This is a genomic window from Pseudomonas sp. GW821-FHT02B10 (genome assembly GCF_059421865.1).
Genome location: NZ_JBWKVU010000010.1, coordinates 186,376 through 207,467, shown reverse-complemented (window position 1 = coordinate 207,467; position 21,092 = coordinate 186,376). Strand labels below are relative to the sequence as shown.

19 protein-coding genes are annotated in these 21,092 nt (G+C 64.2%); 4 read left to right on the top strand and 15 right to left on the bottom strand.

Annotation, left to right across the window (positions count from 1 at the left end; genetic code table 11):
* Positions 1-2: 2 nt before the first annotated feature.
* Positions 3-653 carry a 2Fe-2S iron-sulfur cluster-binding protein gene (locus tag AC07VU_RS21420; protein ID WP_495030425.1) on the bottom strand — a complete coding sequence of 217 codons (651 nt, stop codon included), beginning with the start codon at positions 651-653 and terminating at the stop codon, positions 3-5.
* Positions 654-720: 67 nt separating this feature from the next.
* Positions 721-1,635 carry a helix-turn-helix domain-containing protein gene (locus AC07VU_RS21415; protein WP_495030424.1) on the bottom strand — a complete coding sequence of 305 codons (915 nt, stop codon included), beginning with the start codon at positions 1,633-1,635 and terminating at the stop codon, positions 721-723.
* Positions 1,636-1,807: 172 nt separating this feature from the next.
* Here AC07VU_RS21415 and AC07VU_RS21410 point away from each other — a divergent pair, with 172 nt between their 5' ends.
* Entirely contained in the window at positions 1,808-2,836 is a 1,029-nt protein-coding gene (locus AC07VU_RS21410; protein WP_495030423.1) for a sterol desaturase family protein, read from the top strand.
* A 13-nt stretch (positions 2,837-2,849) separates the two neighbouring features.
* Here the strand turns inward: AC07VU_RS21410 and AC07VU_RS21405 are convergent, their stop codons facing one another.
* The 3 genes from AC07VU_RS21405 to AC07VU_RS21395 form a co-directional block, all read right to left on the bottom strand.
* Positions 2,850-3,242 (bottom strand): GFA family protein, encoded by a 393-nt coding sequence (locus AC07VU_RS21405; RefSeq protein WP_495030422.1) that lies wholly within the window; start codon positions 3,240-3,242, stop codon positions 2,850-2,852.
* 55 nt (positions 3,243-3,297) lie between these two features.
* Positions 3,298-5,043: a SulP family inorganic anion transporter gene (locus AC07VU_RS21400; RefSeq protein ID WP_495030421.1), complete on the bottom strand. Its 1,746-nt coding sequence runs from the start codon at positions 5,041-5,043 to the stop codon at positions 3,298-3,300.
* 356 nt (positions 5,044-5,399) lie between these two features.
* Positions 5,400-5,882: a cupin domain-containing protein gene (locus AC07VU_RS21395; RefSeq protein ID WP_053260837.1), complete on the bottom strand. Its 483-nt coding sequence runs from the start codon at positions 5,880-5,882 to the stop codon at positions 5,400-5,402.
* A gap of 288 nt (positions 5,883-6,170) precedes the next feature.
* Here AC07VU_RS21395 and AC07VU_RS21390 point away from each other — a divergent pair, with 288 nt between their 5' ends.
* Entirely contained in the window at positions 6,171-8,297 is a 2,127-nt protein-coding gene (locus tag AC07VU_RS21390; RefSeq protein WP_495030420.1) for a TonB-dependent receptor family protein, read from the top strand.
* Positions 8,298-8,371: 74 nt separating this feature from the next.
* Here AC07VU_RS21390 and AC07VU_RS21385 read toward each other — a convergent pair whose 3' ends face one another.
* Entirely contained in the window at positions 8,372-8,533 is a 162-nt protein-coding gene (locus AC07VU_RS21385) for a DUF2986 domain-containing protein (RefSeq protein ID WP_097135590.1), read from the bottom strand.
* A gap of 77 nt (positions 8,534-8,610) precedes the next feature.
* Here AC07VU_RS21385 and AC07VU_RS21380 point away from each other — a divergent pair, with 77 nt between their 5' ends.
* The gene (locus tag AC07VU_RS21380) at positions 8,611-9,279 is read left to right on the top strand and encodes a hypothetical protein (protein ID WP_495030419.1); all 669 of its coding nucleotides are present in this window, start codon (positions 8,611-8,613) and stop codon (positions 9,277-9,279) included.
* A gap of 35 nt (positions 9,280-9,314) precedes the next feature.
* Here AC07VU_RS21380 and AC07VU_RS21375 read toward each other — a convergent pair whose 3' ends face one another.
* The 6 genes from AC07VU_RS21375 to AC07VU_RS21350 form a co-directional block, all read right to left on the bottom strand.
* Positions 9,315-10,010, bottom strand: a complete 696-nt coding sequence (locus AC07VU_RS21375; RefSeq protein ID WP_495030418.1) for a tRNA (adenine(22)-N(1))-methyltransferase — start codon at positions 10,008-10,010, stop codon at positions 9,315-9,317.
* A gap of 142 nt (positions 10,011-10,152) precedes the next feature.
* A complete protein-coding gene (locus tag AC07VU_RS21370) occupies positions 10,153-10,962 on the bottom strand; it encodes an amidohydrolase family protein (protein ID WP_495030417.1) in 810 nt (269 codons plus the stop codon).
* Between the two features lie 18 nt (positions 10,963-10,980).
* Positions 10,981-11,985, bottom strand: a complete 1,005-nt coding sequence (locus tag AC07VU_RS21365) for an NAD(P)-dependent oxidoreductase (protein WP_495030416.1) — start codon at positions 11,983-11,985, stop codon at positions 10,981-10,983.
* Between the two features lie 2 nt (positions 11,986-11,987).
* Positions 11,988-13,040: a LacI family DNA-binding transcriptional regulator gene (locus AC07VU_RS21360; protein WP_037005878.1), complete on the bottom strand. Its 1,053-nt coding sequence runs from the start codon at positions 13,038-13,040 to the stop codon at positions 11,988-11,990.
* Positions 13,041-13,048: 8 nt separating this feature from the next.
* Entirely contained in the window at positions 13,049-14,989 is a 1,941-nt protein-coding gene (locus AC07VU_RS21355) for a TRAP transporter large permease (protein WP_223815919.1), read from the bottom strand.
* Positions 14,990-15,026: 37 nt separating this feature from the next.
* A complete protein-coding gene (locus AC07VU_RS21350) occupies positions 15,027-16,043 on the bottom strand; it encodes a TRAP transporter substrate-binding protein (RefSeq protein WP_053260829.1) in 1,017 nt (338 codons plus the stop codon).
* Positions 16,044-16,452: 409 nt separating this feature from the next.
* Here AC07VU_RS21350 and AC07VU_RS21345 point away from each other — a divergent pair, with 409 nt between their 5' ends.
* Complete coding sequence (locus AC07VU_RS21345) at positions 16,453-17,496, top strand: alpha/beta fold hydrolase (protein WP_495030415.1); 1,044 nt, start codon at positions 16,453-16,455, stop codon at positions 17,494-17,496.
* Positions 17,497-17,580: 84 nt separating this feature from the next.
* Here the strand turns inward: AC07VU_RS21345 and AC07VU_RS21340 are convergent, their stop codons facing one another.
* From AC07VU_RS21340 to AC07VU_RS21330, 3 genes are all read right to left on the bottom strand, one after another.
* Positions 17,581-18,204: an NIPSNAP family protein gene (locus tag AC07VU_RS21340; RefSeq protein WP_007931954.1), complete on the bottom strand. Its 624-nt coding sequence runs from the start codon at positions 18,202-18,204 to the stop codon at positions 17,581-17,583.
* Between the two features lie 169 nt (positions 18,205-18,373).
* Positions 18,374-19,555 carry an alpha-hydroxy acid oxidase gene (locus AC07VU_RS21335; protein WP_007931959.1) on the bottom strand — a complete coding sequence of 394 codons (1,182 nt, stop codon included), beginning with the start codon at positions 19,553-19,555 and terminating at the stop codon, positions 18,374-18,376.
* Positions 19,556-19,696: 141 nt separating this feature from the next.
* Positions 19,697-20,974: an OprD family porin gene (locus AC07VU_RS21330; protein ID WP_053260827.1), complete on the bottom strand. Its 1,278-nt coding sequence runs from the start codon at positions 20,972-20,974 to the stop codon at positions 19,697-19,699.
* Positions 20,975-21,092: the final 118 nt, after the last annotated feature.

Sequence of the window (21,092 nt, the reverse complement as noted above, 5' to 3'; positions counted from 1 at the left end):
GCTCAGGCCTCCTCGGCGGCGTCGCGGATGGCGGCGACGATATTCGGATAGGCCGCGCAGCGACACAGATTGCCGCTCATGCGTTCACGGATCTCGCTGTCGCTCAGGCCGGCGTGCGGGCCCGTCAGGTCGTCGGTGACATGGCTCGGCCAGCCGGCGCGCACCTCCTGGAGCATGCCCACCGCCGAGCAGATCTGCCCCGGCGTGCAGTAGCCACACTGGAAGGCGTCGCGGGCGATAAAGGCGGCTTGCAGGGGGTGCAGCAGATCGCCATTGGCCAGCCCCTCGATGGTGGTGATTTCGTCGCCGTCATGCATCACCGCCAGGCTCAGGCAGGCGTTGATCCGGCGGCCGTTCACCAGCACCGTGCAGGCACCGCACTGGCCGTGGTCGCACCCCTTCTTCGAGCCGGTCATGCCCAGTTGATGGCGCAGCGCGTCGAGCAAGGTGGTGCGTGGGTCGAGGTCCAGCAACTGGTCGCTGGCATTGATGCGTAGGGTGATCGCCTGGGACGGCAATGGACGGGAGGGGTTGGGCGGCGTCGGGGCGGGTTGGGCCAGCGCGCCGCTGCCCCCCACCCAGAGCAGGCTGGCGGCGGCCCCGGCTTGCAGCAGCGCGCGGCGCGACGGACGCGGTGAGTCCAGGTCTTGCATGGTGCTCTCCTGAAATGAACGGCTGGACGCGAGTATCGCCAAGGGCGCGGCGCCGTTCTTTCAGGTATCAGGACGAGCTTGTCAGGATTCTGGACGCCTGCTGGCGGTAGCTGTTCGGAGTGGTCCCGGTGATCCGCCGGAAGGTCGAGGTGAAGTGGCTCTGGCTGGAGAACCCCAGTTCCAGCGCCATGGCGCTGATCGGCATGCTGCCGGCCCGCAGCAGGCTTTCGGCGCGGCGCACCCGGCGCTCGATCACATAGGCATAGGGCGCCATGCCGGTTTCGGCCTTGAAATGCCGGGCGAAGGTGTCCACGGGCATGCCGGCGATCCGCGCCAGTTCGGTCAGCGAGAGGCTGCCTTCGATTCGTGCATCGACGTAGTCACTCAAGCGCTTGAGCAGTTGCGGCCCCAGGCGTCCGCTGCCAGCGCTGGCGGTATCGACCCGGCCCAGGCGCAGCCCCACCAGCGCCACCAGATGCTCTATGTAGCTGGCTTCCGGGACATGCCCGCCGGCCATCTCGGCGCTGAGGGCGGCGAGCAGCGAATGGATCACCCCATCGCCGCTGTTGATGCGCATGGGCAATTCGGCCAGCCGCGGGCAGCCGGGAAAATCCAGGGCTGTGTCGATCCACAGGGCGGTATAGATCAGGTCGGCATCGCGAAAATAGCCCTGGCGCTCGACCCCGGCCGGCACGAAGCTGATCGAGCCGGGACGGTCGCAGCCTTCGTAGGTGAGCGTTGAACTGCTACGGATATGAGTCTTTGCCGTTGCCCCGCGCTCCGTGAGGATCACCACGTGCTGCGGCGCCGTCCAGCTGAGCTCGGCCTCGCGGCAGGCCCAGCGACGATGATCGATGGTCACCAGGCCGTCGAACAGCGACGCCGACTGCAGGACCGCGGCCTCGGCGCCGCGCGCGCGGATGCAGCCCGCGCCGACCCGAGGTTGCAGCAACCGGTTTGCGGATTCCCGTAACAGGGTCATGAGCCAGGCACCTCCGGAATACAGCGAACGGCCAGCGTACTCCAACAGCCGCAACCGGTTCCAGGCGGATGGCGCGCGGGGTACCTTGCCTGCTTGTCGCGCCACCCTGCCCGGCCAAACCGAACTGATTTACAATGCCATTCTTTTTTTCTGGCTCAGAGGCTGGCGATTCGTGGATGCCCTGTCGCTTGTCTACAAGCACCTGACCGAGTGGGTGATCGCCCCTGTCACCGCGCAGTTTCTCGGCATTTTCAATCTGAACGGCCGCCTCGGGGTCTTGTTCCTGTGCGTGTCCTACGGCGTCGCCTATGGCCTGTTCCGTTTCCGAAAGCGCCGCGGCCTGAGCCACGCCCGGTCGTTCTGGCAATTCCTCGGCGGCGGCCGGGTGCACCTGCATCCCTCGGCGCTGCTGGATTACCGCTACTACTTCGTGCGCGCCATCCTCAAGGTTGCGCTGGTGTTGCCCATCGTCCATCTGGTCGACCCTTACATCCTGCGCTCCGGGGACTACCTGGCCTTTTTCAGCAACCTCTGGGGCGAGCGCCCGCGCCTGGGCCAGAACCTGGGGCTGGCGCTGCTCTACGGGCTGGGGGTGTTCCTGCTCAAGGACTTCATCCATTACTGGGCGCACCGGGCGTTTCACTCGCGCTGGCTGTGGGCCTTCCACAAGGTCCATCACTCGGCGCCGGTACTGGTGCCAGCGACGGCGAGCCGGGTGCACTTCGTGGAAAAGATCGTCGAGAAGCTGAGCATCAGCCTCGGCCTGGGCCTTTACGCCGGCTGCGTCTGGTATGCCTGCGGCGGCGAGATCGGCCGCTACACCCTGTTTGGCGTGACCTACCTGATATTCATCTTCAACAGCCTGGCGGCCAATCTGCGGCACAGCCATGTCTGGCTGTCGTTCGGCCCGCGGCTGGAGCATGTGTTGAACAGCCCGGCCCAGCACCAGATCCATCACAGCGACGCGCCCCGCCACTTCAACCGCAACTTCGGCACCAACCTGTCCCTCTGGGACTGGATGTTCGGCACGCTCTACGTCACCTCCTCGACACCCGAGCCGCTGCGCTTCGGCACCGGCGAGCAGGACCAGCGGCGTTACCTGACGGTCTACAGCCTGATCGTCACGCCCTTCGTCGACACCGCCCGCAAGCTCCTGGCGAAACGCCCGCGCGGGGTGACGCCCGAGACGCCCTGGTCATAAGCCTGGGCGCCTGCTATTGCTCGAAGCGACTGCTGGCATCACGGTCGCGCTCGTAGCGCCTGGCGAGTGGAAACGCCGGCAACCAGGACTCGCGACGAATAGTCCAGCTTTCATAGGTGGGCTTGAGTTGGTCGGGGGCCTCCAGGGCACCCAGGTTCACTTCAATTTCGTCGGCGCTGCGGGCGAACACCGACGAGCCGCAGTGCGGGCAGAAAAACCGCCCGGCGTAGTCGCGGGTTTCGCCCTCGACGGTCACCGCGTCCTCGGGGAAGATCGCCGAGGCATGGAACAGCGCGCCATGGTGCTTGCGGCAGTCGAGGCAGTGGCACAAACCGACCCGGTATGGCGGCCCCGACGCCACGAACCGCACCTTGCCGCACAGGCAACCGCCAGTGAATCGTTGCATGCCGTACCTCCTCTTGGGTCAAGCGTTGGTGGTGGCTGGCCAGGGCCGCATTCAGTCATGGCGTCGGCTTGGCGGACGCTGGCAGGGTGCCAGCCCGAGGCGCCTCTTTCTGCGCCTTGCGCTGCACCTGATTGCGCCAGATCCGATAAGCGCGAATGCCGGCGCGTACCGAGGGGAACAACAATTGCTGCTCCAGCTCGCGCGCCAGGCCTGAACGCACCAGCATCCGCAGGAATGCCCCGTGCGGCCGGGCGATGCCCAGGATGATGCCGCGGGCCAGCAGGGTGTCGCGCAGCTCCCTGAGGGCCACGATGCCGCTGACGTCGATCGAAGTCACCGCCTCGGCGACCAGCAGCACGGCGCGGGGCTCGGGCTCGCGTTCGACCGCCTCCAGCAGGCGCGCCTTGAAGTAGTCGGCGTTGAAAAACAGGATCGCGTCATCGAAGCGATACACCACCAGCCCCGCCAGCGTGCGCGCCTGTGGGTATTGGCTGATATCGACCTGGCCTTCGATCCCGCGCACCCAGCCCAGCACCGCGTCGGTGGGCTGATAGATGCTTTTGAGCAACCGCAGGATCGCCAGCAGCACCGCGACGATGATGCCCGGCAGCACCCCCACGCCAATCACCCCCAGGGTGGTCAGCACACACAGCCAGAACTCGAAACGGCTGAGCTTGCGGATGACCCGCATCGCCTGGATATCGATCAGCCCCCAGCCGGCCATCAACAGCACCGCCCCCAGCGCCGCCTGGGGGATCCAGGCCATGGGCGCGGTGAAGAACAGCAGGATCAGGGCAATCACCAGGGCGGCGATGATCCCCACCAACTGGCTCTTGCCGCCCACCATGCTGTTGACCGCCGTGCGCGAATCGGCGCCGCTGATGGCGAAACCGCTGGAGACCCCGGCGGCGATATTGGACACCCCCAGCGCCAGGAACTCATGATTGGCATTGACCGTATAACCGTTCCTCGCGGCAAAGCTGCGGGCCGTCAGCATCGCACTGCAAAAACTCACCGTGGCGATCGCCAGCGCATCGCGCAGCAGCCGTTTCAGTTCGCTCAGGTTGGTTTCGGGCCAGCTCAACTGCGGCATGCCCGAAGGGATCGGCCCCAGTACGGAGACCCCGTAACGGTCCAGGCGCAGCACCCCGACGCACAGGGTGGCGATAGCCACCGTCACCAGCGCCGCCGGCAACCTGGCAAAGCGCCGCGGCAGCCAGATCAGCAGCGCCAGGGCGCCCGCCCCGATGGCCAGGGTCGGTAGATGGGTTTCGCCAAGCCGCTGCAGCATGTTCAGCAGGCTGAGAATGAAACCGTCGCCTTCGATCTTGTAGCCCAGCACCTTGCCCAGTTGCCCGGCCAGCAGGCTCAGGCCGATGCCGTTCAGATAGCCGATCAGGATCGGCCGCGAGAAAAAGCTGGCAATGAACCCCGCCCGGGCAATGCCGGCGCCGATCAGCATCAGGCCGACCAGCACCGTGACAATCACCGCCAACTGCGCCAGGCGCTCGGGATCGCCCAGCGCCAGGGGGGCGATCGCACCGGCGACCATGGCGCAGGTGGCCGCATCCGGCCCGACCATCAACTGCCGCGAACTGCCCACCAGGGCATAGACCATCATCGGCAAGACGCAGGCGTACAAGCCGTACTGGGGCGGTAGCCCGACGATTTGTGCGTAGGCGATGGCAATCGGGATCTGCACGGCGGCCACCGACAAACCGGCCTGCAGGTCGTACCTGAACCATTCGCGGCGGTATTGCAGGAGATTGGCCAAGCCTGGCAGCCAGCGGGCAAGCAGCATGGAGGCACCTTTGATCGAGGGCTTTGACGAAGGGTGATGGCGGGCGCAAAACGTCGGGCCCTGGATGAGAGGTAAGCAGAGTCGGTTTTCTTTGCGTGTTTTTCAACCACATATCGGCAGATCGATCGTCCCCTGATCTGGCAGACGCTGTGACAGACCGCAGCAAGCCCTCCGCCGCCAGCACTCCCCCAAACGACAGAGCATGGCAGCCAATGCCCGCCTGCGGCATTAGCTGAGTATTCGCCAGCCGATTTGCCCATGCTCAACCTGATCGAGTGAATCCCCGGTTGCCCTTTCCAGGTGACAACAGGGCTGGCGAGGTCGGGCACGACGGATTCACTGCCAGGCTCTGCTCGCTATTTTTTGCTGTTCCTGGGGTCGTCCGCCGGGTTGAGGTAGGTGATGCCCCAGGGGCCCGTGCCGTGGAGCTGGAGCACGGTTTCCTGTTTTTGCGTGGCGGCGTACATCGGCGTGCCGACGGGAATGATCAGGGTGTCACCCGGGTGATAGGCCTTGGCCTTGGCCGCGTCGAAGCTGTCGCCGGTGGCGAAGTAGAAGGTGCCCGAGATCACGGTGACACGTTCGGTCACGGGGTGGGTATGCACGCCGACTTTCGTGTTGGCCGGCAGCATCAGGCGCATCGTGAAAGGCTCTGGTTTTTTCAGGTCGCCTTCAATCACCGAAATCATCACCCCGGGCCCTACCGAGGGCGCGGGTGTCCATTTCAGTTCGGCGGGGGTGGCGGCAATCAACCCTGTGCCCTCGGCCAGCGCGGCCGATGCCAGGAAGGTTGCGCTGAGAATGGCCAGTGAAACAGCGACGGCTTTGTGGGTGCTCATCGTGATGTCCTCGCGGTTGAGAGCGCTGGGTGAATCGCAGCAGCGGCCGACATAGCGTCAACGCAAAAGCACAGCGGCTGCGCGATCGAGTCATATAGGGTGACGATAGCCGAACGCCGATGCGCGGATATATCCATTGCGAACAGCCTTGATAGCGCACGGGCATGGACGCTGGACTCCCGCCGATCTGCGCCTGCCAGGCAAAAGACAAAATTGCCATGTGTTTCCCTCGTTCTTTCATACGTCGCAGTTCTCACTGCCCGTTGCCCATGCCTGGAGTTCCCCCCGATGCCCTCGCCCCGTCCCCTGCCCGCTGCCTTGCTGGGCCTGGCCCTTGTCTGTCCGACCCTGGCCGAAGCCCAGGGCCTGGAGCTGGGACAGGTGCTGATCGGCGCCGAGGAGCGCAGTGGCGAAGACGCATCGATCGAGGAGGCCAAGGCGCGGCTGACCCAGGTGCCCGGCGGCAGCAATGTGGTGGACCTGCGCCGCCCGCTACAGGGCCGCGTGGCCAGCAACCAGGATGTGCTGGCGTATCAGCCGGGGGTCTATGCCCAGTCCGCGGGCAACGAAGGGGTGAAGATCTCGATCCGCGGCTCGGGGATCAACCGCGCGCCGGGCGCCCATGCCTCGGGGCTGTACACGATGCTCGACGGCCTGCCGCTGAGCGGCCCGGGCGGCACGCCCTATGAGTTGCTCGAGCCGCTGTGGCTGGAGCGGGTGGAAGTGCTGCGCGGCGCCAACGGTTTCGACCGCGGCGCCCTGGCCCTGGGCGGCGCCATCGACTACATCAGCCACACCGGCTACGACGCGCCGAAGTTGCAGGTGCGCTACGCCACCGGCAGCCACGGTTATCAGCAGCGCCAGGTCAGCTCCGGGCAGGTGCTGGGCGGCTTCGACTACTACCTGTCCCTGACCGACGCCCACTCCGACGGCTACCAGGACCACAGCGCCAGCAAGAGCCAGGGGGTCATCGCCAATTTCGGTTATCGCTTCAACCCGAACCTGGAAACCCGCTTCTACATCCGCCATCGCCAGACCAACAACGACCTCGCCGGGCGGGTCACCAAAGGCTCCATCGAGCACGACCCACGGGCGGCCAACCCGGCCTACGTGACGCGTAACGACAGCCGCGACCAGCCGGGCAGCACCTTTATTGGCAACAAGACCACCTGGTACATCGACGACGATTCGAGTATCCAGGCCGGCCTGGTCTACCACGACTACCCCATGGACCTGCGCGAAGGCCCCAACCGCCTGAAGGTGGCCTACACCGATGTCAGCGGCACCCTCGACTACAAGCGCCGCGATACCCTCTGGGGCCTGGAAAGCCACAGCACCCTGGGCCTGCGCGTGACCAAGCACCTGCCCAACTCAGGGGCCAGCGAGCTGGTGCGTATTCCCAGCGGCAACACCGCCGGTTATGCGCCGGGCACCCACATGCGCAACTTCACCTACCAGGGTTCGGACAGCGTCCTGCATCTGGGCAATGACCTGGAAATCGCCGACGACCTGTGGCTGACCACCGGCCTGGCCGCCATCTATACCCGCCGCGAAAGCGCCGTGACCTACCCCGACGGCGGTGGCAAGACCAGCCTCGGCGACTGGGACTACGCGCCGCGCCTGGGCCTGCGCTACCAGCTGACCCCCGACCTGCAACTGTTCGGCAACCTCAGCCGCTCGGTCGAGGCGCCCCACCCCTGGTCGCTGATCTACAGCTCCAACATTCGTTTCCCGGCCGGCAGCGGCGCCGCCACCGGCACCCAGCGCGACCCGATCAAGCTACACAACCAGACCGCCACCACCCTGGAACTCGGCGGCCGTGGCGACAGCGCCATCGGCCAATGGAGCCTGGCCTGGTACTACGCCCAGGTGCGCCACGAACTGCTCTCGGTCTTGCCGGACGCCAACGCCACCACCCCCTACGAGCTCAACGCCAGCCCCACCGTGCACCAGGGCGTGGAAGCCAGCCTGCAGAGCAAGCTGTGGTCAGGGAAAGACGGCGGCCAGCTGAGCCTGCGCCAGAGCTACACCTTCAGCGACTTCCACTACCGCGACGATGAACGTTTCGGCGACAACCGCCTGCCGGGCCTGCCGATGCACTACTACCAGGGCGAGTTGCGCTACGACTGGCCCCAGGGCTTCTTCGCCGCGCTCAACACGCAACTGGTGTCCAAGGTGGCGGTGGACTACGCCAACAGCTATTACGCCGATCCCTACGCGCTGTTCGGCGCCACCCTGGGCTACAACGCGCCCAAGGGCGACTGGCAGACCTGGCTCGACCTGCGCAACCTGACCGACCAGCACTACGCCGCCACCGTCACCCCGGGCTACGACGACAAAGGCCTGGACGCCGCGCGATCGACGCCGGGCGAAGGCATGGCGATGTATCTCGGGGTGTCGTGGAGCCTGCGTTAAGGCCAGGGCGGCCAGGCGTGGGCAGGCGATCCGGTTTGGCGGGCAGCCTGAAGCCACCCGGAAAAGGCGCGCTATCAGCCCTCGGAGGACACCACGGCCTCGGGACTGGATTCGGCAGCCAGCTTCAAGCGGTCGGCCTTGCTGATGTATTTGGGCTTGCTGCGCGGCGCCAGCTTGGCACTGGCCTTTTTCGCGTTAGCCTTCAATAGCTGGTTGATTTTTTTACGACGGTTCATGGTCTTTCTACTCGGCCGGTAAGTTTTTAATGATATCAGCTAACGATATCGGGCCGGATTTCTGTGGTGCGCGCTGAATGCATAACCTTGGAGCCCCTGATTTCCCAGAGGCCGCCCGGATGAGCGCTTTTGGCCTTGGCGGTTGCATCGACCGGTTGAATCCACAGCCAGGAGCAGACCTGGGAATGATGTGCTGCACTCGGCACCACCCAGACTACAAATGCGAGAAAACCATGGAACCTAATTCAACGCCTGACCCGGACGAAACGGCTGGACAACTGATGGCACGTCAAGAGGCAATGCAAGCTGAGGCTGCATCGTTACTCGGACAAATGCTCTTCGCGTTCTCGTCCATCGATGTGAATTTAGGGCTCTGTTTGGCGTGTTTGGACAACGGCACAAAGTTGGAAACCTTATCGAAATCGATCGAAGGGCGGAAGATCCATACGAAGCTCAAGACGCTTTCAGCCCGAGTCGCAGAGAGATTACCGGCCGACTCCAAACATCGTGCGGCCTATAAATGCTGGATTGAGCGTGTACATGCCGCTCGGCTTCGGCGCAATCAGATGGTCCACGGTCGATGGGGCGTCGAGGCGCACCGCCACAAGGTCGTCAATGTCATTGGACTTCCCTCTGGTACGCAAAAATGCGTTGAATACAGCCTTGCGGAGTTGGCCGCGTTCAACAAAGAGCTGTATGCATTAGAGCGAGAGCTAGCCAGGCTGCGAGCACACTGCCCCCTCTAGGCGGCTCGTCTGAAAGAAGCGGAATCAGATCGCGCTCAGGCCAGCAGCTCGCTGATCCACCGAGCCTGCCGGGCGATGTCCTGGAGCTTCTCCTCGGGCACGGACTGCCGGGCCCGGGCGAAGTGGGCCAGGGTCTTGTGTTTCAGGCGCAGCATGCGCTGCCACTTGGCCAGGAAGGCCGGGCTGCGGGCCTGCAACTGCAGCGGGCCGAAGTACAGCTCCTCGGCGGTGTAGCTCACCGGCCCGGCGCGTTCGGCGACGATGATTTCGTAGTAAAAGCGGTTTTCCCGCAGCACTTCCTCGCCGAGGATGCGGTAGCCATGCTCCATCAGCCATTGGCGCAGGGGTTGCTCGCCGCCGTTGGGCTGCAGGATCAGGCGTTCCTGGCCACTCAGGCGCGCCTTGCCGCTGTCGAGGATGTCGCGGATGGTCTCGCCGCCCATGCCGCAAATGCTGATTGCCGTGATCCGGTCTTCCGGCTCGATCGCCGCCAGGCCGTTGGCCAGGCGCACGCTGATGCCCGACTCCAGCGCGTTTTCGCGCACGCTGCGCTGGGCCGCGTGGAACGGTGTCAACGCCACCTCGCCAGCCACCGCCGCGGCGATAAGGCCACGACGCAACAACGCCACCGGCAGGTAGCCGTGGTCCGAGCCGATATCGGCCAGGCGCGCACCCGCTGGCACATGCGCCGCCACGCGCTCCAGGCGCATGGACAATGTCTGTTGGTTCAACTGCCGCCCCTTTTCACCACGAACGTCCGGCGCCTTTGGCCGGATCGGGGCGCGATTCTGTCGGGCAATGGCGTGCATTTCAAATTTATGCGACCGGGGCCAGGGTTCGCGCCGTCCTGCCAGGCACCGCCCGCTAGCCGCCTCAGTCGTCGAAGCCGTAAAGGACCGCCGGGTTATCCGCCAGGATGCGCCGGCGCCAGGCACCGTCCGTGGCCCAGTGGGACAGCAGGTCGAGCATGGCGCTGTCGCTCGGCCTCGGGTCGCGCCCCGGGTGCGGCCAGTTGCTTGCCCACAGGCAACGTTCCGGGTGGCTATTGATCAGCGTCTGGGCCAGTACGCCGACATCCTCGTACAGCGGCGCGCCGACCCGGGAGGTTTCGTAAGGAGCGGAAAGCTTGACCCAGGTATTGCCGCCGTCCAGCAAGCGCAACAGGGTCTGGAAGGCAGCATGGCCAACGGGGACCGGCTCGAGGAACTTGCCCACATGGTCGATGCTCAGCCTGCTCGGCAACGCCAGCAGACGCTCCTGATAACCAGGCAGGTCGCGGCCGTCGAGTTGCAGATTGATCACCCAGCCGAGTTCGGCAATACGCCAGGAAATCTTTTCCAGCGCGTCCCAGGGCAGCACCCCGCCCGCCCCCGGCACCATCATGAAACGTACGCCGCGCACACCTTGCTGATGCAGGCGGGACAGTTCGCTCCAGCGCGTTTCGGCCTTGATCACGGCGATGCCCCGCGCTGCCTGGCCGGCCTGGACCAGCGCATCCAGCAGGCAGGCATTGTCAAAGCCGTACCCCACTGGCTGGACCAGCACCGCGCGCTGCAGGCCCAGTTGCTGTTGCATCCGCGCGTAGTCGCTCCAGGTCGCGGTCGGGACCGGCGATGGTGCCGCAAAGCGCACGGGGTCGTACACGTGCACGTGGCAGTCGGTGGCGTGGCTGGGCAAGGTCATAGTCGCGGGTACTCCTGGTTAGTGGGATTGCAGGCGGAATACATCCCGGGCGCGGTCCGCGCGCGCCAGGTTCACCGCCCCCTGCGGAACTCGTCCTGCGAGCAAGGCCTGGACCTGGCGCACGGTGTCCATGGCCTGATGCTCGCTGGCTTCGGGTGTCAGCCCACCGATGTGCGGGCTGGCAATGACCTTGGGATGGGCGGCCAGCAGTGGCGCGGGCATCTGGTCTGGCGCGCGGCCGACATCCAGCGCACAGCCACCAATCAGCCCCTGCTCCAGTGCCTCGAGCAGGGCAGAGTCGTCCACCAGTTCCCCGCGCGAGGCGTTGATGAAGAATGCACCGGGGCGCATCGCGCGAAAGGCCTCGCGCCCGAACAGGTTGTAGGTCCGCTCGACCGCCGGCGCGAGGCAGACCACATAATCGGCGGCGCCGACGGCCTGCTCGAACGACACCTGTTCGACGCCGGGCTCATCGACCCGGGCATTCGGGTCATTGACCCACACGCGCATCTGCAGCAGCCGAGCAATGTCGGCCAGGCGCTTGCCAATGAAGCCGTAACCGATGATCCCCAGCGTCGCCCCGCGCAACTCCCGCCCCATGAGCACCTGCGGCGCCCTGCCCTGCCAGTAATCGGCGGCCGCGCGGCTGATGCCCCGCGCCAGGTCGATCATCACGCCGATCACCCATTCGCTCACCGAGCGGTCGAACCCCGGCGTCGCATGGGTGACCAGCACGCCGTGACGGCTGGCGGCTTCAACATCGATGTTGCGGATGTCCACCGCCACCCGGCAGATCGCCGCAAGCTGTGGCAGGCGTTCGAACAATTCGGCGGGCGCGGCCGCCTCGCGGCTGGCGACAATGATCGAGCAGCCCTGTGCCCGATCGACCAGTTGCTCCAGCGACAGCGGATCGGGCGAGTCGTTGAGCCGGACATTGCCCAGGGCCTGAAGCTGCCTGAGCGGCTGCTCGGCGTAGTAATTGGCGCGCACGCCGGGGGCATGGGTCAGGAAGATCTCAGTCATGGTCACGCTCGCTTGTCGGCGCCGGGCCGGGCCACCGAATGTCGGGAAATCAGCATTGGCTGGAACACCAGATTGACAGCGGGCAGCTGTGGGTCGCGGGAACGCTCGACCGCGCGCTGGACCATGATGTCGGCCATCTCGGTCAGCGGCATGGCCACCGATGTCAGGCTGGGGTTGCTGAACGCGGCAATGGACAGGCCGTCCATGCCGACCACCGAGATGTCCTCGGGCACCCGCAGCCCCGCCTGGATGAGCCCGGACATCAGGCCCATGGCGAGCATGTCGTTGACGGTGACGACACCGGTCGGCCTGGGCGTCATTGCCGCCAGATCGGCCGCCATGGCGAATCCCAGGTCGGCAAGCTCCGAATCGCCGAACGTCTCGAGCACCGGCCCTTCGATGACTGTGGCGCTGACCTGCGCGCCCTCCTGCGCGGCGCGCTCGCGAAAGCCCTCGATCTTCGCCGTACGGCTGATGGTCTTGCCGCTGGGCACCAGAAACGCCAGGCGCCGATGACCGTGTTCGATCAAGTGCGCGGCGGCGATATAGCCCGCCTGGAAGTTATCCGGCGACACATGGTCCACCCGCGAGTCGCCGTCCTCGGTGGTTTGCCGGTCGTAACTGACGACCGTCAGCCCACGCTGTACCGCGGCCTCCAGGTGACGCTCGTCGTCCTGGGACGAGACCACGATCACCGAACGCACGCCGAACGACAGCAGGTCATCGAACATCCCAGCCTCCTGCTGCTTGTCGCGGTGGGTGTTGCCCAGCAGCAGCCGGTAGGAAAACTGCGCCCGGGCGGCGGCCTCGATCTTCAGGGCGATCTGCCCGTACATCGGGTTGGCGGTGGACGGAACCAGTAGGCCGAGCATCGGCGTATGGCCAGTCTTGAGCTGCCGAGCCACCCGGTTGGGCTGGTAGCCGAGCTTGAGAATCGCCGCTTCGACGCGAGCGAAGGTGTCGGCGCTGAGCTTGTCGGTGCGCTGATTGAGCACATTGGACACAGAGCTGACCGAAACCCCCGCCAGAGCGGCCACATCGTGAATCGTTGTCATGTTTTGCATTAACCCATATTGAAAGTGCGCGGCAGCCACAGGGAAATCGATGGCACAAGGACAATCAGAATCAGCATGGCCGCCAGCAGGCAGAGGTATTTGACCATCCGCCGGGAAACCTCCTCGACCCGCGTGCCGGTCATCGCGCAGGTGGCGAACAGCCCCAGGCCGAACGGCGGCGAGAACAACCCCAGGCCCATGGCGATCACCGCGACGGTGCCGAAGTGAAAAGGACTGACGCCCACCTGCACAGCGATCGGCACCAGCAGCGGGCCGAAGATGATCAGCGCCGGCGCGCCCTCGAGCACCGCGCCGAACACCACCATGATGATCACCGAGGTGATCATAAACGCCACGGGGCCATAGTCATGCGCCAAGGCCAGCATGAAGTCGGAAATGATCGCCGGAATCTGCAGGATCGTCAGGGCGAACGCCAGGCTGGAGGCGGCGGCGATGATGAACAGGATACCCGCGGCCATCGAGGCCGAGCGCACGAACAGCCTGGCGATGCCTTTGAACGTCAGCTCGCGGAAGGTCAGCCCGCCCACCAGTAGCGCGTAGACCACCGCGAACGCCGACACCTCGGTGGAGGTGGCCACGCCGGAGGTCACGCCCTTGCCGATCATCGTCACCATGATCAGCGCCACCAGCGCGCCCCCCAGCAGACGCACGACCGGCCGGCGCGAGGGGAAGGCCAGGTCGGGGTCGACCTTGCGTCCGAAGATCACCGCCAGGGTCGCCAGGCCCAGGGCGAGCATCACCGCCGGCACGATGCCGGCGAGGAACAGGCCGCCGATCGAAATGTTCGCGACAAAGCCCATGATGATCATATTGATGCACGGCGGGATGGTTTCCGCCATCACCCCGGAGGCCGCCAGGACCGCAGCGGTCTCCGCCGGGTCCTGTCGGGTGCGGCGCACGGCGGGCACGACGATCCCGCCTACCGCGGCGATATCCGCCAGCTTCGAACCCGACACGCCGGAGAAAAATGCCGTGGCCAGGATGGCGATCAGGTTCATCGAGCCCCGTACCCGGCCGAAGAGCCGCACCAGCAGTTCGATCAGGCGCGAGGACATGCCGTTGGCTTCCATCAGCAGCCCCGCCAGCACGAAAAACGGAATCGCCAGCAACACGAAGTGATCCATCCCGGCCATGACCTGCTGCGAGTAGATCACCATCGGCAGCGACGGATCGCCGATGAAGTACAGCAAGGCGCACAGGGCCAGGACGAAGGCAATCGGTACGCCCGCCAGCAGGCCGCCGAAGAAGCCGCCGACCAGCAGGCCCCAGGGTTGCAGGGCGTAAGCCTCGACCTGGGTGTTCCAGGCATACACCGAGCCGCCGACCAGCAGGCAACCGAGCAACGTCAGCCAGGTGACGGGAGTGGCACCGTTGACGGCATTGGCAATGCCCACCGCCGTCATCAGCAGCGCGCCGACGAACACCGGCAGCACATTCAGCCACTGCGGCAAGCCCATCGGGGTCACGACGTTGACCGAGTCTTGCAGCAACAGCCAGGACGAGAACGCCAGCCCCGCCGCCGTGCCCGCGACCAACCAGCCCCCGGTCTGCTGCGCGGCCTGTTGCCAGCCGGCGGGCAACAGCGCGCGGAAGAAGTCCACCTGTACATGTTGCTTGCGGGCCAGCACCGTAGCGCCGCCGAGAAACACCAGCATGACCATCAGGCCACGGGCAACTTCCTCGGCCCAGTCCACCGGGTGATGCACGAAGTAGCGCAGGATCACCGAGACGAACACCACCGCCACGTTCAACGCCAGCACCACCGCGCACAGACGTTCGACCCACCGACACAGCAGCGCCAGCAAGCCGCCACTGCCCGGCGTTGTGGCAAAGCCCCAGTCGTCGGCCATGGCGGCCGCTGCGTTGGTCTGCCCGGGATGTTCCTCTACCACTTGATCCGCGACAGCGAGAGCGTCGGATGAACTCATGGTGTCTGTCTCCTCTTGTTATGGGGGCTGGCCTGGATCACGCCCTGGCCGCGTCGATAAGTCCCAGCACCGAAGCCATGGACGGCGTGGTCCGGGTGAACGGCAGCCAGAGTTTGTCGCGCATGAGGGTACGGATGCTGGCGCGCTCGGCGTCAGCCATGGGGAAGAAGGTCATGCCGCCCTTGCCCAGCGCGGCGATGGCTTCGGCGCCTTTGATCGCGGCCGCCCGGCGCTGGGACACGCTGGCCTCCCGGGCAGCCGCCATGAACACCGGTTGCAGGTCGGCGGGAATCTTCGCCAGCCCGCGCTTGCCGATCACGGCAATGCAAGGGCTGAACAAATGGTCGGTCTGCCAGCTGTGGCTCACCACTTCGTCGAGCTTGTTGGCCAGTACGCTGGCGGCATCGTGCTCGAAGCCTTCCACCACCCCCGTCTGGATGGCGGTGTAGACCTCATTGAAGGCAATGGGGGTCGGGATCGCGCCCAGCAGCTTGAAGGTTTCGATGAACGCCTGGGTCGGCAGGACCCGCAGCTTGGTATTCCTGATGCTCTCGAGATCCTTGATCGGCGGCTTGGTATAGACGCTGCGCGCGCTGAAATGCGCGCCCCAGCCCACGACCGAGCAACCGGTGCGCTCGCGCAGCAGCCCGTTGTAGATCTCGCCGACGCCGCCATCCACGGAGCGGGCGACATGCTCGTAGCTGTCGAACAGGAACCCCAGGTCCAGCAGCGCCAGTTCCGGCAGGGCCGTGGCCCAGATCGAACTCCCGGAGACCATCAGGTCGATCGAGCCCAGGCGCACCTGTTGCACCACATCGGCCTCTTTGCCGAGTTGGCCGTTGGGGAAAAAATCGATACGGATACGGTCGCCCACGGACTGTTTCAGGTTCTCGGCCAGGCGTTGGTAGAACAGGTAGTGCGCCGAGTTCTCGTCCGCCGTCATGGTCGAGGACAAGCGCAATACCAAAGGGGCGGCACGGGCAATGGAAGGCAGGGCCAGCGCGCAGGCACTGAGGGCGGCACACTGCACGAAACGACGTCGGGTCAGAGGCATGAGGCTGTTCTCTTTTGTTGTTGTTTTGCGACATTTGCACGAGTTTAGTAAAACGTTTTACTAAATCGTTTTACAAACTACCTCCAATGGCCCGGATCTGGCAATGGAAATTTGCCCACGAAGCAGACATTGCCTTCGAGCAAAGCGTCCGACGGGGCCACGGCGCGGTCGAAAACCGTCGCCGATCCGGACACACGAACGGCTTCGTGCCCTGCCACGGCTATCCGCGGGGACTCTCGGGCTACGTCATGTATCGCACTGTATCTACCGCCCTCCCCGGTACACGCGCTTGCATCCGCCCCGGGATTCGGACACAGGCCAGATACGTTGCGGCCGTCAAATGCAACCCAGGTTGAAGGGGATCGGCCAGATCCTCACCCCCGGCTTGCAATCCAATGGAGAGATCAGCATGAAGATGACACTGCGCAACCACACAATCGGCGCGTCGGTCCTGGCCCTCACCCTGTTCGGCATCCTCGGCACGGCCCAGGCGCAGACGCCCGCAGCGGCGCAAACCGACGCGAGCAGCACCGGCACTACTTATGCCGCCCCTTCGCCGTTCGGCCCGCTGAAGCATGTCAACGCCGGGCTGTTGGACGTGGCATACGCCGAAACCGGCCCGGCCGATGGCCCGGTGGTGATTCTGCTGCACGGCTGGCCGTACGACATTCACAGCTTTGATGAGGTCGCGCCCTTGCTGGCGGCCAAGGGTTATCGGGTGCTGATGCCCTATGCCCGCGGCTACGGCGATACCCGTTTCCTGTCGGCGAAAACCCTGCGCAATGGCCAACCGGCCGCGCTGGCCAGTGACGTCATCGACTTCATGGATGCGCTGAAGATCAAGCAAGCGGTGCTTAGTGGTTATGACTGGGGCGCGCGTTCGGCGGATATCGTCTCGGCGCTGTGGCCGGAGCGGGTCAAGGCGCTGGTGTCGGTCAGCGGCTACCTGATCGGCAATCAGGCGGCCGGCCAGAACCCGCTGCCGCCCAAGGCGGAATTGCAGTGGTGGTACCAGTTCTATTTCGCCACCGATCGCGGGCGCGCCGGCTATGAGAAAAACACCCATGACTTCGCCAAGCTGATCTGGCAACTGGCCTCGCCGCAATGGACGTTCGACGACGCCACCTTCGAGCGCAGCGCCAAGGCCCTGGACAACCCCGACCATGTCGATATCACGGTGTTCAACTACCGCTGGCGCCTGGGGCTGGTTCAAGGCGAAAGCCGCTACGCCCCCCTGGAACAGAAACTGGCCACGGCCCCAACCATCAGCGTGCCGACCATCACCCTCGAAGGCGATGCCAACGGCGCGCCGCACCCGAACCCTGCGGATTACGCCAAGCGTTTCACCGGCAAATACCAGTTCCGCCTGATCAGCGGCGGCATCGGCCACAACCTGCCGCAGGAAGCCCCGCGGGCGTTCGCCCAGGCGGTGATCGATGCGGATCAGCTGTGAGGTCGGCCTGACTGTCCTGGGCAAAACATGGCGTGGGGAATGACTAGCGTTGAGTGAACCGCGCCTCACCGATCAGCGGCCGTCTCACAGCAACGGCGAAAAGCTCGCCGGCAGGTAGATCGTCGAATGCATGTCGCGCAGTTGCGGACCTGAGTTTTCCGGCGGCCAGACGCCATCCTGTACGGCACGGGTGCGCACGTCCAGGCGCTGTTCGAGCGAGTAGTACGGCCAGATGTGCAAGTACCGAGGCAACTGACCGTCGGTGGCATAGAAGGCGGCATATACCGGCGAATATTGCTCGGCGGTTCTGGGGCCCAGCGCTTTTTTCCAGCCCCTCAGCGTGGGTGCCAGACCGGATGGCAGCAGATCGTAGATACGAAACTCGTAGAACGGCCCGTGCCGCCCGGCAGGCAGCGGCTGGAGAAAGGGAAACAACGAATAGTTTTCCACGCGCATCTCCATCAGATACGCCTCAATGCCAAACGCGTCGGCAGCCGCCAGATAACGCTCGCGCTCGACCTGGCGAGACGCCTCGTCGGCAAAGCCGCGCAACATCGCGATCTGATTCAGCGGGCCGACCTCTGATGCCCAGCACCCCATCAACTTCACGCCGGCGCCTTGCGCCAGCAGGCGCTGTTCCAGACACACCATGGCGATGGCGACAGTGCGCACGCGCACGGTGAACGTGATCAACTCGTACAGCTTCATGAATACCTCGGCTCAGGACCAGAGATGCGTGGATGATCCGCACCCACAACGAAAAATACATTGCGTCGCTGAACACCGGCGACAGCTCCCTCGACTCGAGCGCGCGGTCAAATATCCGGGCGGTTCTGCAACGCAGTTAGCTGTTCCAGCTTGCAACGCAGTTTGATGCTCAAGCGCGTCGACGCTGGAACACGCTGTCACCGTCAAGGTGATTGAGGTGAGTACAGCCCATCAGGTTCATGGTCAGTGCGAGTTCAGCCGTCAGCAGGTCCAATGCCCGTCCTGCTCCGGCTTCACCGGCCGCCGCCACCCCGTAAAGGGTGGATCGGCCCAGCAGCACGGCATCCGCACCCAAGGCGAGCGCTTTGACGATGTCGCTGCCACGGCGAATGCCGCCGTCGAGCAGCAGGCTGAGTTTGCCCCGTGCCTGCGGGGCGATGGCCGCCAGCGCGTCGAGACTGCTCAGTGCACCGTCCAGCTGGCGACCACCGTGGTTGGACACCACCACGCCGTCGAGCCCAAGGGTGATGGCGCGCTCCACATCTGCCGGATGCAATACGCCCTTGAGCAACAGTCGCTCTCCCCACTGCTCACGCAAACGCGCCAACATGTCCCAGTCGAGCAAGGTATCCATCTGCTGGCCGATAAACGCCATCGATCCCAGGGGGTTACGCTCGCGCGGTGGCAAGTAGGGTTCGAGGTTGCCCATGCCGGGCAGCCCCGATGGCCACATCACCTGCTTGAGCCAGCGCGGGTGGCGGACCACATCCAGCTTGTTGCGCCATGTCAGCTGGCGCGACCTGGCAAAATTGCGCCGGTCCCATTGGCGATTACCCAGCACCATCGCATCACAGGTCAACACCAGGGTCCGGCAGCCTGCGTCGGCGGCCCGCTGCAGCAAATCGTTTTGCACCCGCGGATCGCGCATGGCGTACATCTGGAACCACAGGTCGACACCAGGCACCGCCGCGACAAGCTCTTCAAGCGAGGTATTGGACGCGGTACTCAGGCTGAAGGGCAGCCCCCGTGCCGTTGCCGCCCTGGCCAAGTGAATGTCGGCATCGCGGTGCAGCAGGCCGTTATAGCCCGTCGGCCCAATCAGCATCGGCATGGGCAACACCCGGCCGAGCACGGCGCGACAAGTGTCGGGCGCATGGCAGGGCACCATGGCCCTGGAATGCAGGCCAAAGGCGCTGAACGCCGCGAGATTATCCTTGAGCGTCAATTCGGCCTCCGCACCGCCGCTGAGGTACTCCCACACGAAGTAAGGCAAGCGCCGCCGGGCTATCTCGGCCAATTCGGCGATACTGTGAACGCGATCCAAGTCGCAGCCGGTATAAAAACGACGCATAGGCAATCCTTAAAGCGCGGCATAAAAACCGCGGTAAAAAAGTCCGGAAGGAGCGCTCCGGACGAAGGAAAAATAATGTTGAAGTTCAACCGTGCCGGATGCGCAGGCCGGCCTGGAAGCCGCGAACGACTTCCAGGGATTTCAGAACTTCCAGGTGTAGGTCGTGATCAGGCGATTTTCCTGATAGTCCACCCCCGACGCCCTGCCATTGCCATAGCGCGTCTTTACGTCAATCCGGCGCCACTCGAAACCTAAGTCCTTCAGGGGACCGCTTTGCACCACATAGCCGAGCACGATGTTGCGTTCACTTTCGACGTTCTGTTCGAGGCTATTGCTGCCCCGGTCGATACCGGTGCCGCGTATGTAACGCGTCATCAATTTCAACCCCGGCAACCCGACGCCCGCGAAGTTGTAGTCATAACGCAATTGCCAGGAGCTTTCGTTCGGTTTGACGAACGCCACTGTCGACCAGTTCACCAGGTAAGGCTGCGGCGCATAGCCATTGAGCGTCGGGAATGTCGACTCGCCGAGCATGCGCTGGTAGCCGACACCGAAGGCGTGGGCGCCTTTTTTCAGGGTGGTCATGACGCCATAGGAGCGGTTGTCGATATCGCCGTACAGCGCTTTGCCGTCTTCACTGTGATTGAAGTAACGAAGGTCTGTCTTCAAGCCGTAACCGGCACCCAGATCATGGTTATAGGTCAGCCCCAGGTAGTGTTGTTTATAGATATCCTCCAGTTGCCCGAAGAAATAAGTACCGGACAAGTTTGGGGTAAATACATAGGTGGCACCCGCAAAGTTCAACCCATCACTGCGGCGTTTTATGTTGGGACCATTGAACAAGTACATCTTCTCGGTATTGGAAGACTCCCGGGAGCTGATTTCGGTAAAGCGACCGCCCGTCAGTGTCAGCTTTTCCACTTCCCTGGATTCGATCTGTACACCGTGATACGTGGTGATCAATTGCCGCGAATCGTCGATGTAGGCCACCGGCAACGTCGGACGAAGTTCACCTATCTTGAGTTCGGTTTTGTTGTAACGCACCTTGCCGGTCAGCGCCGCACGGCCATAGTCACGGACTTGTTCGCCCTTGCTGGCATCGTACGGAATGATGCTGTCCGGGCCCCGTCCACCGCCGCCGTCCAAGCGATAGGCGTACTGCGCCGAAAGGTCCAGGCCAAACTGCAGCGTGCCTTCGGTGTAACCCGAGATCGCGCGAAAATCGAAACCTTGGGTCCAACTGCCCACCCGGGATTGCGGCGCGTCATGCTGTTTGAAATCACGGTCAATGTAGAAGTTGCGCATCCCCAGACTGACTTGTCTGTCATCTACGAAGTCGGCATATACAACGACCGGCATGAAGATTCCCATCACGGCCACAGGAGTGACGCCACGGCTTACCCAGCGATTCTGAGACATCAAGCGTTCCTTCTTTTTTACATGCACAAAGGCACGGCTAGTGGAAGCAGATTAGTTCAGCAAAAGTTAAACTTAGGCAGTCAATCCGCAGTATTGTTTTTATAACCACTCACTGCAA